Consider the following 15,365-nt stretch of genomic DNA (forward strand, 5'->3'; position numbering starts at 1 on the left):
TGGCTACTTTTACATGTAAACTAAAAAAAGAGCCAAATAAGCAGGGCAATCCCAATACCTAAATTGAGCCAACTGCCACCATCTTGAAAAAGCATTAAAAGTAACTCATTTAACGTCTGTTCTATCCATGTGGAATGGGGATTCATCGCCATCTGGGTGTGAGCATAATGTGTGATATCGGCTCCCCAAATGAAAGCAATAATCTCAGGTAAAATAAAAAATAGAATCACACCCAAAGCACCCCAAAGCGTTTTTTCTGGTTTTAATGAGAGTAGGGCTTGCTTGGTTGCTGGATGTTGCGCCATTAATTTTGCTTTTGCTTTTATTTTTTCTTTCACGAAGGGGCTTCCTCTTAGTTTGTTCGTATGTATAATTTTATGTATTTTAGTTTAAAGATGCCTAATTTACGTATGTACAGTCATTGCAACAACTCTTTAAACTAAGATACGACACTTTGCGTGATTATTGTAACAATTTTATATTAATACCGTATAAATGGTATAGCTCTTGCATAAATAGGAGTAAAAAATAAAGGAGCTATGGTGGAAACAATCGTTCATGGTGTTCAAAAACCCTTATACACGAAAGAGAGAAAAATTGGCTCAGAAGCTCCTGCTGTAGGTTTATATATGCTCAATGGTGATATGAAAATCATCGGCATGATGGCAACTAAAGTGCAAGTGATGATCACGTTGCCTTATGAGCACTCACTAAGCTCAAATTTGCAAGAACTTATAACGACGTATCAGGACCAAGCATTTATCTATATTATCAGTAGTGCAGCGCCAAAACCAAATCTCAATCCTACGTGTACTTCCGTTGATTTTATAGAGTTTTCAAAAAAGTTTGGTGTTTTGATTGATGAGCGTTTATGCGCAAAGTCTCTTTTTATTATTAATAAAGATGGGCAAGTTGTTTACAAACAAATCACCAATGATGTTGAAGATGCCTTTGATTTAGAAACGTTTGAAACAAAATTGGACGAAGCGATTCATTTTAAGAAAAAAGGGCACGTGCATGAGAATTGGATGGGTGCTTAATGCTAAGTGACGCAACAAACCGCTGGTTGGTAGAAAATGATTATGATGCTAATTTGCTCAACCATGTAGGAAAATATGGCAATTCTGCTTTGATGAAAGCGGTGCGTGAAGCAAATGTCGATGTAACACAAGAACTCCTCGATGCACACGTTGATTTAGAAATCAAAAATATTGATGGCAATACGGCAATATGGAACGCCTGTTTTGGTGGCGATTATCGCTGTGTTGAGCTATTGGTCAAAGCAGGAATTCATCTTGATAGCCAAAACGATAATGGCGTGACAGCGTTAATGTATTGTGCTAGTTCTGGAAAAGAGGAGATGGTGCGCCTTTTGTTAAGCTTTCATGCAAACGCCAATAGTATTAACCTCGACGGATTTAAAGCCATCGACCTTGCGAGTACGCCTCGTATCTATAAAATGCTCAAAGCTGTTATGTTGTAGCGTTTTACATGTAAAAAAACTTAGTGAGCGCTCAGTGTCTTTTTCTCAAAAATATGCCAACCGCATTCTAACCACACAAGCGCATTTTGGTAGAAAATCTCACTTTGCAAAGAAGCAACTTTAGCTTTAATGGTTGCTAAATTGGCAATGGCACGACTGAGCTCATCCGCACTCGTAAGTTGGTTATCAAAACGTCCTTGGGTCAATTTGGTATATTCATACGTTGCGTTCTCTTCTTGTTCTGCACTTTTGAGGTTGGCTTTGAGTGTTTCAATCTCAAGAAGCGTATTGTCGATTTCAGTCAATACTTGTTCTTTATAGGCTTCCAAATCAGAAAAGGCAGAGAGTTTTGAAGCGCGCGCCGCATCAATAGTGTGCATATCGGTGTAACCATTAAAAAGATTCCATGAAACGCTGATGCCGGCATAACTTTTATCGGCATTGGTGTATCCATCGCCATTAAGCTCTAATGAATCACCTTGACGTTTTAAAACGCCGACAAGGGCTACATTAGGATACAGTTTACTTTGTGCCAACGCCACATTACTCTGTGCAATATCGAGCGCTTTATGCATTGCCAACACATCTTCTCGCTCACTGAGTGCAACAGCTTTTGCTTCGTCAAATTCTGGTATGTCATAAAGAATAGTTTGAGGCGAGAGGGTTGATATTTTAGTGCTTAGTAGCATTGAGAGTTGATTGAGCATTTGTTTTTTTTGATTGCGATGTTTTGTCATTTGCGCTTGCATATCGTATGTCTTAGCTTCTATGGCATAGAGTTCACTTTGGGCAAGGAGTCCATTATCGTAAAAACCTTTAGCTTTTTGATACGATAACTGAAGCGCATCATAGGAGCTTTGTAACGCCTCAATGACTTTGTCTTCGCTGATAATGGCACTGTAAAGTTGTGTAACATGCATCGCAAGATTGCGTTTGAGGTTGGTGACTTTAAGCGTGGCTTGTTCGTATTCGAGTTTGGCTTTATCAATGGAAGAGGAGATAGCAAAACCCGTAAAAAGTGGATAACTCAAAACTAAAGCCCCTTCTAAATGCCTGCGTGTCCCCACTTCTGCGGTTGTCACAGGAAAGGAGGGAAGATGCAAGGTCATATTGGGAATTTCATTAAACTCAATGGCACTGAGTGTTGCGTCTAATGCAGGTAAATTTTTACCCAATGAGGCTTGATAGAGCGCTTCTGAAGCGTTTTCGAGTGCTTTAGCACTTTGGTAATTGTAACTGTGTTCTAATAGATTTAAAAGCTCAGTATAGGTTTGAGCGTTTAACCATAATGGCAAAAGAAGTAGCACGAAACGTCGCATTAGGCATCCTTGTGAAACGTCATGATAGGATACTAATAGTATTCTTACTCCTATTAATCTGCTCTTAATTAGGTGAAAATATACCAAATTCGTTATATAATAGTTTTGTCTTCATCCAAGGAGCGACTATGTTAGAAAAAATCAAACAGTATCGTTTAGGATTAATGATTTTAATTCTTATCCTAATCGCAACCGCATTCATCGTCAATAAGCTTTCAACACCGACACTTGCCTCTAATTTAGTGCAGGGTTCAGGCCGTATGGATGGTGATTTGATTAATCTTAATGCAAAATATGCAGGACGCATTGAAAGCTTAAATATCGAAGAAGGTCAAAGTATAGCCTTAGGTGATAAAATCGCAACGCTTGCCAGTGCCGAATATCAGGCACAAAAGGCGCAAATAGAGGCACAAATTGATGCAAAGAAACAAGAATTGAGCGCTAAAACATTTGAGTATGAAATAGCACAAAAAACTGTTCCTCAATCTTTGATTAAAGCCAAAGCCAATCTTAGCATTACGGAGCAACAACAAGAAGAGCTCTCCCGTAGCATCGCTTCACAGCAAAGTGTCGCCAAACAAGACCAACATGACTATGCGCGTATGCAAAATCTTTATAATCAACATCTCATTGAAAAGCGCCAAGTTGAAATGGCGGCACTTAAATCACAAACCAGTCAAGATGCATTGGCAGCATTGTTACATAAAAAGGAGCAATTAGCCCAAGCCAATACCATTGCACGCAGTAATGTCAAAGATGCTACCTCCACTCAAGACACGCTTTTAGTGATGAAAAAAGGCATTGAAGCACTCGCTTCAGCTTTGCAAGCGCTTGAAGCGTCCAAAACACAAATTGAAGCGGTTTTATCTGAAATGACGCTTTATTCACCGATTAACGGTGTCGTTATAGAAAAAATAGCCAACCAAGGTGAAGTAATTGGCGGAGGAAGCGTTGTAGCAACCTTACTTGATCCAAAGTCACTGTATCTTAAAATTTTCGTCGATACGAAAGAAAATGGAAAGCTTCATGTGGGAAATGATGCGGTCATTTTTTTAGATGCCTATCCCAATAAACCCATTCCTGCAAAAGTGGTTCGCATTGAGCAAAAAGCAGAGTTTACGCCCAAAGAAGTGAGTGTCCCAAGTGATAGAATCCAGAGGGTTTTTGCTTTACATGTAAAACCGTTGGAGTACAACCCTCTCCTGAAACTAGGCATTCCTGCTGTGGGTGTCGTCTCTATGGATGGTAAAGGCTTACCGGTTAGTCTTAAAAACGTTCCTGAATGAGAAGATAATGCAACTTCATGTTGAGAAAGTGAATGTTTATCATAAAAAGACATTAGGCATTCACGATGCCTCTTTACATGCTAATGAAGGTGAAATCATAGGTTTCATTGGAGCTGACGGCGCGGGTAAAAGCTCTTTGATTCACGCAATTGCTGGCATTATTCCTTTTGAGGGCAGTGTAACGTTTTTTGAGCACACTTATCATTCTCCCAAAGAAGCCGAAATTTTAAAAGAGCATATTGGACTTATGCCTCAGGGCATTGGACTGGTACTTTATGATTTATTGAGCGTTGATGAGCATTTACGCTTTTTTGCCAATATCCACAATATCAAACAAGATGCATCGTTCCAAGCCTATAAATTGCGTCTTTTAAAAATGGCAGGCTTAGATGCGTTTCAGGACAGACAAGCGGGCAAGTTAAGCGGAGGTATGATGCAAAAGCTTTCGCTGATTTGCTCTTTATTGCATCGACCCAAACTGCTTTTACTGGATGAGCCGACAACGGGCGTTGATCCTTTGAGTCGTATTGAGTTGTGGGAAATTTTAGATGAGATACGCAAAAGTGAAGGTACTATCGCGATTATCAGTACGGCTTATATGCAAGAAGCGGCAAAGATGGATCGGATATTACTGTTTGACGAGCAAGAAATCATCGCACAAGGTAGGGCAGAAGAGTTGCTAGAATCCGTCAAAGCGATGACGTATGAAGCAAATGTGAAGACCAATGAACCGTGTATTAAAACGCTTCATACAACCTACTGTTTAAGCAAGCTGGATGCGTTACATGTAAAACCCAGCCTTGAAGCGCTCTTCTTTGTGAATGCTCTGCAAAAAGATAAAAAAATGCCTTCGATTGAAATTACAAATAAAGAGACATCAATTACCTTGCCCGACATTGTTATGCAAGCAAAAGGACTCACCAAACGGTTTGGCGCATTTATTGCCAATGATAATGTCGATATTACGCTTAAAAAAGGTGAGATTTTGGGCTTGTTAGGAGCCAATGGCGCTGGAAAGACAACGTTTATTAAGATGCTTTTAGGACTTTATCCCATTGATGGTGGCACTTTAGAGCTCTTAGGTTCTTTGATTCATACGCAAGAAGACAGACAAGCGTTAAAGGCTTCTATTGGCTATGTCAGTCAGCATTTTGCGCTCTACAATGATATGAGTGTCGAAGAAAATCTTCTCTATTTCGCTTCAATGAGGCATATTCCTCTTGATGTTGCTAAAAGTCGTATTATGCGTTATGCTTTAGAACTTGGGTTTGACGAATTCCTTCACGCCATGCCAACGGAACTTCCTTTAGGGATTAACCAACGCTTTTCATTGGCTTCTGCTTTGTTGCATGAGCCGGTTATTCTCTTTTTGGATGAACCCACATCGGGCGTTGATGCAATTGCTAGAGCGCAATTTTGGGAGCTGTTAAAGACTTTAAAAGAGAAGTGGGAAATTTCCATTCTCATTACAACTCACTACATGAGCGAAGCAGAGTTTTGTGATCGTGTTGTGTTGATGAAACAAGGTGCAAAGGTTGCCGATCATAGCATTGCTGAATTTTATGCGAAACACCCCAATGCACATACCTTTGAAGAGATTTTTTTGGAGTACTACCGATGAAATTAGGTGTGGTTAAAGCCTACGTACTCAAAGAGCTCACGGAGATTATTCGCTCACGTTTGATTATTATGGTTTATTTGATGCCCAATATGATTTTAGTTCTTTTTGGTTATGGCATCCGCATGGAAGTAACGCATGCTCGAACGCTGATTATTGATAACGACCAAAGTCACTATTCGCAGTTTTTGAGAAGTAAATTTGAGCATTCAAAGTATTTTACGATGCAACAATTTTATGGAAGTGAAGATGAGGCACTTGATGAAATCAAGCAAGCCAAAAGCGATATTCTTATTATTATTCCAAATGCTTTTGAAAAAAGATTGCTCCACCAACAAGCCACACAAATAGGCGTTTTTGTGGATGCGGCTTTTCCTATTCGTGGCACAACGATGGAGAGTTATGTTAAAGGCGTTGTCCTTGATGCCGCAAGCGAAATCATGCAGCGTTTAAATACAACCGCTTCTATTAGCATCAATCAAAGAGCGCTTTTTAACCAAGCAATGCGCGATGAAGACGCTATTGTTCCCGGTTTAATCGGTCTTGTTTTACTCATCGCTCCTGCTATTTTATCGGCATTACTGATTGTCAAAGAAAAAGAAAAAGGTACTATTTTTAACTTTTATGCTTCACCTTTGCTCAAATCAGAATTTATCGCCGCTAAACTCATACCTGTTTTTATGTTGCATTCACTTAATATTTTCATTCTCTTTTTATGGGCTACCTATCTGTTTAATGTGCCGTTTCGTGGCAGTTTTTTACTCTATGTCTTTACATCAGAACTCTATTTAATCATAAGTCTCTCGATTGGCATGCTTATCTCTATTATCACACGTACACAAATTGTAGCGGTTGTCTTAACACTGATTGTTACTTTGATTCCTGGGTTTATGTATTCGGGCATTTTGATGCCTATATCGTCTATGACAGGTGTTTCTAGTTACGAAGCGCATGTCTTTCCTGTCATGTATTACAACCATATTTTATACGACGTATTTTTAGTGGGTGAGGGGTTGGCATCTTCTAAAACACTTTTTTATCTTTTTGTTTTGGCATGTTATGCTTTTGGACTGTTAGGGCTTGGCACACTCTTTTTGAAAAAGGAGCTTAGATGAGAGTCTTTTGGGCCGTTGTTGGCAAGGAACTCATTAGTTTTATACGCTCATGGCAATTGGTTTTTGTGGTGTTATATGCCTTTAGTTTTGAAGTCTATATCGCCGGCAGTGGCATTGAGCTTAAACCGCAAAATATCGCCATTGGATATGTAGATAACAGCGGAGGAGGGCTAAGCCAAAAACTATTAAGCTATTTTCATGCGCCAGAGTTTTTAGAACCGATGGTGTTTACGTCGCATAAAGATTTATCGCAAGCCATTTTTGATAAAGAAGTGATGTTAGGGCTTGTTTTTGACGAAGACTTTGAAAAAAATTACCGAAAAAATCATCATACGACCATTAATGTACTTCTTGATGCAACCGCAGCCTCACAAGCCTTTACAGCACTGAGTTATTTACAAAATATAGCTCTTAACTTTACCAAACAATCATTTCCCGTTGAGTTGGTTACCCACAAACTGTTTAATGAAAATGCAGACAACCACACCTTTATGGCACTAACAGAACTGTTATCTATTACAACCTTACTGTCTGTTATTTTAACGGCAATGGTCTTTGTTAAAGAGAAAGAAGAGGGTACGTGGGACATTATGCTTTTAATGCCAGTCAATCCTAGGCTTATCATCCTTGCAAAGTCATTTTCGCAAGTAATTATTGTCATGATTGGTATTGTGATTTCTGTTGGGTTTGTTCTTTTTGGAGTGTTTCATACGCCGATGAATGGTTCTTTTTTAGCGTTTATTCTTTTAAGCTTTCTCTACGCTTTTACGGGAGCTGGCATTGGACTTTTTATCGCAGCGCTTGCCAAAGACGTCATGCAAGTGGCGCAACTTTCCATTGTGATTATGATGCCACTCATTTTTTTAAGCGGTGCGTGGACACCCATTTATGCGATGCACCCAGCACTTCAAACGTTTTCGTTGATTTCACCCCTTCGCTATTTTATCGAAGGCAGTGAAAGCATCTTCTTTCGAGGAACCCCTTGGAGCGAATTGTATGTTTACTTTTTAGGCGTCGCCCTGATTGGTGGGGTTGTATATAGTATCGGATTTCGTAAAATTGGACGGTTGTTCTAATTTTACATGTAAAATTTTATGCTACTAAAAAGCTTTTGATACCTGTAAAAATAAGCTGAGCAGCAAGAGCTGAGAGAACCAGCCCTGTTATTTTACTCAAAACAATCAATCCTGTTCGCCCGATGAGTTTTTCAATGTGCCCTGAAAGATAAAGCAATAACCCAATACTCGCAATAGCAATTAAAAGGGCTGTTGAACCTACCATCAAATCATCAAGTCCTTGCATATCCGCACCCATAACCATCAACGCACCTACCGTACCCGGTCCTACGGTCACGGGAATTGCTAAGGGCACAACCGCGTGTTTTAAAATATCCGCTTTGCAGGTGGGTTCTGCATTAACATCTTTTTGCACCAAATCAACCGCTGTTAAAAATAAAAGCGCTCCCGCACCAATACGAAAAGCATCTAACGTAATGCCAAAAAGCTCAAAAATATATTTTCCAAAAAAAAGAATAATCAAACATGTAATAGCAATGGCAAAGGTTACTTTGATGGCAAGGCGTTTTTTACTGTTATCGTCTATACCTTTTGTCATGGAGAGAAAAATAGTTGTGACAAAAAACGGTGTCATAATAAAAAAGAATTTCACATAAATCGAAAAGAAAAAAGTAAGATGATGCATGAACACTCCTTAAAAAAAAGATGGCATTATAGCACTTTTTCAGCCTCTCTTTGGCAGAATGATGCCATGAAAAAAGAGACCATTTATCTTATCGAATACTTACGTAAAAGTACCCATACACCAGAGCATGCATTTTATGAATGCATCGCCCAAACGCTGAAGTCATTAGAGTTGTATCATCCGAGTCGATACACACTTCCGCAAATTCTCTCCTTGATGCATCATCAAAATCAAACTGCTCCCAAAGATGCGCAAGAAGCGGTCAAAATGCTTGATTCGCTTTTAGAAACGGCTTTGCCTCTACCGTTACAAGAAGCAAAAAAAACGCTTTTTATGACACTGTTGCAAAGTAATTTTCCAAAGAAAAAAGGTTTTCTAACGGTCTCTTTAGAGCTGTTTATCTCACAGCTTGAGCCGGTTGAAAAGAGTATTTATGAAAATTTATTGGCCTATGTTTCAGGACTGAATCGTGCATTATCACTCTTTTTCGCGCTCTCTTTGGAAGAACCGACAAAGTTTACGCCAGAAGCGCTCGTTCATTTTGGCGAAACAGTACATGTAACTTTAATTGAGTTATTACTCAACGAAGAAGAGCGTGGTCATTTAAATAATGGACTCAAAGAATTGTTAAGTGTTTATTTGAGTTTGTACGGAAAATATCTTTACATGTAAAAAGATTCGGTCATTTTTTGTCTTTTGATTAGGTTATAATTATCATAATTTATTTTCTCAAGGATTTAAGATGCAAGAGACACTCAGTTGCGCGGAATGCGGAACATTAAATTGCCATAAACACGATAGCCGTTATCCAAAATTTTGTTTAACAACCAATGTGGATGAAGCACTATTGGATGATTCATTAACCAGTTACCAAGAAGAGGGATTGGATAGAACGATTGCACTTGCCGCGGCAGATATTGAAGGTAAGTACTATGGCGAACTCACACGTGTTGAAGAGATTTTAGCGTTTGCAAGGCGTATTGGAGCCAAGAAAATTGGTATTGCTTCTTGTGTGGGGCTTGCAAGTGAGTCTAAAATCTTTGCAGAGATTTTAAAAGTACACGGTTTTGAGCCTTTTATGGCGATTTGTAAAGTGGGCTCACGTGATAAAACCGAAATAGGTCTGAAAGAAGAGCAAAAAATCCGTCCCAATACGTTTGAACCAATGTGCAATCCTATCTTGCAAGCGAAATACCTTAACAAAGAAAAAACAGATTTAAATGTCATTATGGGACTTTGCGTAGGGCATGATTCTCTGTTTATAAAGTATGCCAAAGCCACAACCACCTATCTTGTTGTTAAAGACCGCGTATTAGGGCACAACCCGATTGCCGCACTTCATTTAACACATACGTATTACAAAAAGCTTTTAAGTCCCAAAGAGTATTAAGTTAGGTTATAATAGCTGAATTTTCACACTTAAGGTGGCATATGCATTCTTGGCTTAAAATGTCTTTGGTCTATTTTGCGCTATTTCCTATGGCACTTTTAAGTGTAGAACTGACACCTAATGAACTTACCTATATACGACAATTAGGTTCCATTAAAGTGTGTGTTGATCCTGACTGGAAACCTTTTGAATCGTTGGATGAGCAAGGACATTATGTTGGCATTGGTGCTGATTTATTGTATCTGGTCATAAGACGCTTGGGATTAAGCGTAGAAATAGTAAGAACAAAAGATTGGGATAAAAGTGTTGATTTCGCTAAAAAAGGTCGATGCCAGGTACTCAGTTTTCTCAACCAAACACCAAAGCGTGATGAATGGTTGCTTTTTACCAAATCTCACTTTGAAGACCCCAATGTTTTTATTACCCGTGAAGAGCACGCTTTTATCTCTAATCCTGCCGACTTAATCAATGAAACCATCGTTTTTCCTAAAGGAACAGCGATGGAAGAGCTGATTCGTAAAGACTATCCTAATTTAAAAGTGATTACAACAGAATCAGAAGAAGAAGCTTTTTCACTTGTCTCATCCCATAAAGCCGATATGGCGATGCGCTCTTTAATTGTTGCGGCTTATACCATTAAAGAAGAGGGCTGGTTTAATTTAAAAATTGCAGGACAGCTCACAACTTATACCAATCATCTTCGTATGGGAGTGATTAAAAGTGAGCCCATGTTGCGTGATATCCTCAATAAAGGCATTGACACCCTAAGTGCGCAAGACCGCGCTTTAATTGTTAATCGTTACATTTCCATTAAGGCTGAAACGGTTAGAGATTATGGGTTGATTGTAAAAATAATTTTAGTATTTGTTGCTTTTGGCGTTATTTTTTTGTGGCGCTATCTTGAACTGAAACGCTACAATAAAGAGCTATTGTACCTCTCTGAAACAGACTTACTCACCAAGCTTTACAATCGTATGAAAATAGAAAAGGAACTCATTGCACAGGTTTCAAAGGCGCAACGCTTATCCCATGATTTTTCAATTCTGCTTTTAGATATTGACCATTTTAAAAAAATAAACGATACGTTTGGTCATCCCATTGGCGATAAAGTACTTGTACAAATGGCACAGATTATTCAAGAAAACCTTCGCCAATATGATATTGTTGGACGTTGGGGTGGTGAAGAATTTTTGATTCTCTGTACACACAGCACACAAGACGAAGCGTATCACGTTGCAAAAAGAATTCAAGATGCCATCAAACAAGCAATCTTTTTTACATGTAAAGTGCATACCATCAGTATCGGTGTCGCTACTTTGAGCGAGCACGATACACCCTATACTCTTATCTCGCATGCTGATGATGCTTTGTATCAAGCAAAAAACAGTGGTCGTGATACGATTTGTATAGCCAATTCGCTTTCTTAGTTTTTCTCCATCTTCATTATTGGTAAATGTATTATTACCAATAAATCCAAGCAAAATAGTATAAATTAGTCAAAATATTTTTATCGATTTTAAGATATGCTAAAGTTGCATAGGACTACAATACACTTGTTGTTCATGATATTATGCTTACGTAGTAAGCCTACATACGTATCGTGGAGGATATATGCTCTTTCTATATAGACTTATAACCACCATACCTCTATGTCTTTTATACTCCATCAACAACCTCTTATCGTATGTAAAAAAGTTCATTGGCGGTCAATGATACATTACCTTTTTTACAAAATACATTACATGTAAATTTCTTTACATGTAAAAGATGCAGGAGGAAATCGTGCAAGATCAAAGAAGGAGTTTTCTTAAAAAAACTCTAGGCGCAAGTGCTGTGGTCGCTTCTGTTGGCGTGAGTGCAATGGCTAACGAAAGCGGTGCAAAAATAGCAGGAAGTAACGGCGTTGTGAAGGGGCACTCTAAGAAAAAAGAGATTCTCTACACAAAAACAGCTCATTGGGACGCGTTTTATCGCGCCGCAGTTTAAGGAGGGAACATGAGTAAAGCACTTCATGAAGATTCTTTAAAAATAGGCAGACGCGCCTTTTTAAAAATGGCAGCGATTGGTGCAAGTTTTGGAGCAACGGGAGCTTTTGCAAGCAGTGATTCATTACGCCCAGCAACCGAAGAGGAAGTCAAAAATCCTTTCCCTGGTAGTAAAAGCGTTAAAACAATTTGTAGTATCTGTTCTGCGGGTTGCGGTATTATCGCCGAAGTTCAAAACGGTGTGTGGGTTCGCCAAGAAGTGGCACAAGACCACCCGATTAGCCAAGGAAGTCATTGTTGTAAAGGCATTGACCAGATTGATTTGGTTAAAAGTACACAACGTATTAAGTATCCTCTCAAAAAAGTCGATGGAAAATGGCAACGAATCAGTTGGGATCAAGCTGTTACTGAGATTTCAGAAAAGATGCTTAAAATCAGAGCTGAGAATGGCCCCGATACGGTTATGTTCTTAGGTTCTGCGAAGTTTAGTCTCCAACAATCTTTCTATTTTAGAAAGTTCGCTACTATGTGGGGAACGAATAATATCGATCACGTCGCACGTATCTGTCACAGTGCCTCCGTTGCTGGAGCGGCGAATACATGGGGCTATGGTGCAATGACCAATCACTTTGGTGATGTTGTTGAAAACTCTAAAGTCATTATGATGATCGGCGCAAATTCAGCCGTTGCCTGTCCTATTGGTTTTAAGCACTTTTTAAAAGCAAAAGACAAAGGTGCAAAGCTGATCGTTGTTGATCCTGTCTATACCAGAAGTGCTGCAAAAGCAGATTTATACCTTAGAATTCGCTCAGGCACAGACGTTGCATTTATCTATGGTATGCTTCATCTCATTTTTAAAAATGGTTGGGAAGACAAAGAGTTTATGAAAAACCGTGCGTATGGCATGGATGAAATTCGTCAAGAAGCAGAAAAATGGACACCTGAAGTTACTTCTAATGTCACAGGTATTCCTGTTGATTTATTGATTCAGGCGACAACACTTTTTGCAACAAGTAAGCCAGCAACTGCTGTATGGGCATTGGGTATTACCCAACACAGTACAGGAACTTCCAATACGCGTATTATCCCTGTATTGCAACTTGCCCTTGGAAATGCTGGTAAAAAAGGTGGCGGATGTAACATCATTCGTGGCCACGATAACGTCCAAGGTGCAACCGATATGGGAAATCTTGCTGACACCCTTTCAGGCTACTACGGACTTGCCGATGGTTCATGGAAATACTTCGCAAAATCATGGGGTGTGGATTATGAATGGCTGAAAGGTCGCTTTTTTGCCAAAGAGTGGATGAATGAAAAAGGTTTTTCACTCGCTAAATGGTGGCAAGGTGTTCTTCAAGAGGAAAAAACCTACTCTTCAGCGCCCATTCGTGTTTTATGGGTTCAAGGAACAGGTATTACCTCTATGTCACAACAAGCCAAAATCAAAGAGGCACTGAATAAACTTGACCTTCTTGTCATTGCTGAACCGTTTGTGAATGAAGTGGCTATTTTAACAGACCGTAAAGATGGCATCTATATTCTTCCTGTCGCAACACAATTTGAATCTTCAGGTACGGTTACGGCAAGTAATCGAAGCGGTCAATGGCGTACAAAAGTGGTTGAACCATTGTATGAAAGTAAAGAAGACCAAGAGGTCATGTTTGCGTTTGCTAAGAAATTTGGTTTCTACGACCAGTTTGTCCAAGGTATGAAAATGGGCATTAAAGACCGACAACTGGTTGAATTGAAAAAAGATTTTGTTTGGCCAGATGATGCGGGTGATGAAATTGCGCGTACGATTAAAACGATTGGTCTTGGAGGTTGGACTTCTGCGAGACTTCGCAAACACCAAGAAAATTGGCATATGTTTGACCCAATCACCTTAGAGGGTAAAGGCGAGATGAAAGGCCAGTATTACGGACTTCCGTGGCCAAGTTGGGATGAAAAACATCCAGGTTCACCTATCTTGTACAATCCAGACGTTCCTGTCAATGAAGGCGGTATGGGCTTTAGAAATCGTTTTGGACTAGAGCACAATGGTGTCAGCCAGTTGGCTGAAAAATCTGTGACGGTAAAAGGCTCACACGTAGAGGGTGGATACCCAGAAATCACCAAAGACAATATCGAAAAAGTACTTGGTATTACGCTTACTGAAGAAGAAAAAGCGGTTATGGGTGCGAACTGGAAAGTCGATCACAGTGGCATTATTCAAGAAAAATGTCGTGAAAAAGGTGTTTGTGCCTATGGTAACGCGAAAGCGCGTGCACTTGTGTGGGAGTTTCCTGATCCAACACCTAAACACCGTGAACCTATTCACTCACCGCGCTGGGATTTAGTTCAAAAGTATCCAACCTATGAAGATCAAAAAAACAACTTTAGGGTTGAAGTCAAATTCAAGTCTGAACAACAAAAAGAAGATTGGTCAAAAGAGTTCCCAACCATGCTTGTGAGTATGCGTGTGGTAAACCTCAGTGGTGCTGGAATGCTTGAGCGAACCAGTAAGTATCTCTCCCATATTACGCCAGAGATGTTTGCCAATATTCACCCAGATCTTGCACTCAGTCATGGTATCAAAGACCGTGATATGATGTGGATTCACTCACCGCAAGGAACCAAGATCAAAGTTAAAGCGTATCACAATCATAGTGTTACACCCGATCGTATCTGTATGCCGTATAACTTTGCGGGTATTTTCCAAGGTATGGATTTGAGCGATCGTTACCCAGAGGGTACAAAGCCTTACGTTATCGGTGAGAGTTTTAATACCGTAACAAACTATGGGTTCGATGTAATTACACAAATTTCAGAGTTCAACGCAGGTCTATGCCGCGTCGAGAAAGCATAGGGGGTGTGGAATGAATAACGAAATGTCACGAATGAAATTTTACTGTGATGATCACCGTTGTATTGAGTGCTTTGCCTGTTCGGTTGCGTGTTCAGAAGCGCATGAACTACCCGTAGGGATTAGCCGAAGAAAAGTCATTACTTTGCATGATGGTGTTGAAGGTAAAGAGATCTCAACCTCAATTGCATGTATGCATTGTACCGATGCTCCTTGCGAGCAAGTCTGCCCTGTGGATTGTTTTTATATCAGAGAAGACGGCATCGTGCTTCATGATAAAAACAAATGTATCGGATGTGGCTACTGCTTATACGCATGTCCATTTGGTGCTCCACAGTTTCCACGCGATGGTGCTTTTGGTATTAAAGGTGTTATGGATAAATGTACGATGTGTGCAGGTGGACCATTAGAGACCAACTCTCATGAAGAGAGAGAATTGTATGGGCAAAATCGTATCGCTGAAGGTAAAGTACCTATGTGTGCGGCAGTATGTTCCACGAATGCTTTATTGGTGGGAGATGCTGAGAGTGTTTCTGCAATCTATCGTAAGCGTGTTGTATCTAGAGGCAGAGGTGCATAAAGGAGTGCTTATGAAACGAATTACAGTACTCCTTGGTAGCCTTAGC

At 39.7% G+C, this 15,365-nt stretch carries 15 protein-coding genes; 12 read left to right on the top strand and 3 right to left on the bottom strand.

The features are described 5' to 3' along the window. Positions 1–20: 20 nt before the first annotated feature. Positions 21–338, bottom strand: coding sequence for a hypothetical protein (locus tag AC5SLP_RS05420; RefSeq protein WP_495254128.1), 318 nt, complete (start codon positions 336–338; stop codon positions 21–23). 204 nt (positions 339–542) lie between these two features. On the opposite strand from AC5SLP_RS05420, the gene AC5SLP_RS05425 reads away from it, so the two are divergent. Both AC5SLP_RS05425 and AC5SLP_RS05430 read left to right on the top strand, forming a co-directional pair. Next, on the top strand, positions 543–1,040 hold the full coding sequence (locus AC5SLP_RS05425) for a thioredoxin domain-containing protein (protein ID WP_495254129.1): 498 nt from the start codon (positions 543–545) through the stop codon (positions 1,038–1,040). Next, positions 1,040–1,483: an ankyrin repeat domain-containing protein gene (locus AC5SLP_RS05430; RefSeq protein WP_495254130.1), complete on the top strand. Its 444-nt coding sequence runs from the start codon at positions 1,040–1,042 to the stop codon at positions 1,481–1,483. Before AC5SLP_RS05425 ends, AC5SLP_RS05430 begins: the two co-directional genes overlap by 1 nt. A 20-nt stretch (positions 1,484–1,503) precedes the next feature. Here the strand turns inward: AC5SLP_RS05430 and AC5SLP_RS05435 are convergent, their stop codons facing one another. Beyond that, on the bottom strand, positions 1,504–2,802 hold the full coding sequence (locus AC5SLP_RS05435) for a TolC family protein (protein WP_495254131.1): 1,299 nt from the start codon (positions 2,800–2,802) through the stop codon (positions 1,504–1,506). A 128-nt stretch (positions 2,803–2,930) separates the two neighbouring features. Between AC5SLP_RS05435 and AC5SLP_RS05440 the strand changes: the two genes are divergently transcribed. The 4 genes from AC5SLP_RS05440 to AC5SLP_RS05455 are packed head-to-tail and all read left to right on the top strand — an operon-like array spanning position 2,931 to position 7,897. Beyond that, complete coding sequence (locus tag AC5SLP_RS05440; protein ID WP_495254132.1) at positions 2,931–4,088, top strand: HlyD family secretion protein; 1,158 nt, start codon at positions 2,931–2,933, stop codon at positions 4,086–4,088. A 7-nt stretch (positions 4,089–4,095) separates the two neighbouring features. Continuing rightward, entirely contained in the window at positions 4,096–5,709 is a 1,614-nt protein-coding gene (locus tag AC5SLP_RS05445; RefSeq protein WP_495254133.1) for an ATP-binding cassette domain-containing protein, read from the top strand. After that, positions 5,706–6,821, top strand: coding sequence for an ABC transporter permease (locus tag AC5SLP_RS05450; protein WP_495254134.1), 1,116 nt, complete (start codon positions 5,706–5,708; stop codon positions 6,819–6,821). The genes AC5SLP_RS05445 and AC5SLP_RS05450 overlap by 4 nt, the downstream gene beginning before the upstream one ends. After that, positions 6,818–7,897 carry an ABC transporter permease gene (locus AC5SLP_RS05455; RefSeq protein WP_495254135.1) on the top strand — a complete coding sequence of 360 codons (1,080 nt, stop codon included), beginning with the start codon at positions 6,818–6,820 and terminating at the stop codon, positions 7,895–7,897. The genes AC5SLP_RS05450 and AC5SLP_RS05455 overlap by 4 nt, the downstream gene beginning before the upstream one ends. 16 nt (positions 7,898–7,913) lie before the next feature. Here AC5SLP_RS05455 and AC5SLP_RS05460 read toward each other — a convergent pair whose 3' ends face one another. Further along, positions 7,914–8,522, bottom strand: a complete 609-nt coding sequence (locus AC5SLP_RS05460) for a MarC family protein (RefSeq protein ID WP_495254136.1) — start codon at positions 8,520–8,522, stop codon at positions 7,914–7,916. On the opposite strand from AC5SLP_RS05460, the gene AC5SLP_RS05465 reads away from it, so the two are divergent. The 6 genes from AC5SLP_RS05465 to fdh3B all read left to right on the top strand — a co-directional run bounded on the left by AC5SLP_RS05465 (position 8,514) and on the right by fdh3B (position 15,319). Continuing rightward, on the top strand, positions 8,514–9,194 hold the full coding sequence (locus AC5SLP_RS05465; protein ID WP_495254137.1) for a hypothetical protein: 681 nt from the start codon (positions 8,514–8,516) through the stop codon (positions 9,192–9,194). The genes AC5SLP_RS05460 and AC5SLP_RS05465 overlap by 9 nt on opposite strands. Positions 9,195–9,264: 70 nt before the next feature. Continuing rightward, the gene (locus AC5SLP_RS05470; RefSeq protein ID WP_495254138.1) at positions 9,265–9,912 is read left to right on the top strand and encodes a DUF1847 domain-containing protein; all 648 of its coding nucleotides are present in this window, start codon (positions 9,265–9,267) and stop codon (positions 9,910–9,912) included. A gap of 41 nt (positions 9,913–9,953) precedes the next feature. Next, complete coding sequence (locus AC5SLP_RS05475) at positions 9,954–11,339, top strand: diguanylate cyclase (protein WP_495254139.1); 1,386 nt, start codon at positions 9,954–9,956, stop codon at positions 11,337–11,339. Positions 11,340–11,694: 355 nt separating this feature from the next. Beyond that, entirely contained in the window at positions 11,695–11,898 is a 204-nt protein-coding gene (locus AC5SLP_RS05480; RefSeq protein ID WP_495254140.1) for a twin-arginine translocation signal domain-containing protein, read from the top strand. A gap of 9 nt (positions 11,899–11,907) precedes the next feature. Continuing rightward, positions 11,908–14,742 (top strand): formate dehydrogenase subunit alpha, encoded by a 2,835-nt coding sequence (locus AC5SLP_RS05485; RefSeq protein WP_495254141.1) that lies wholly within the window; start codon positions 11,908–11,910, stop codon positions 14,740–14,742. A 22-nt stretch (positions 14,743–14,764) separates the two neighbouring features. Continuing rightward, positions 14,765–15,319, top strand: coding sequence for a formate dehydrogenase FDH3 subunit beta (gene fdh3B, locus AC5SLP_RS05490; protein ID WP_495254148.1), 555 nt, complete (start codon positions 14,765–14,767; stop codon positions 15,317–15,319). The last annotated feature ends 46 nt before the right edge of the window (positions 15,320–15,365 follow it).

The sequence above is a fragment of the Sulfurospirillum sp. E15m genome (genome assembly GCF_059415145.1).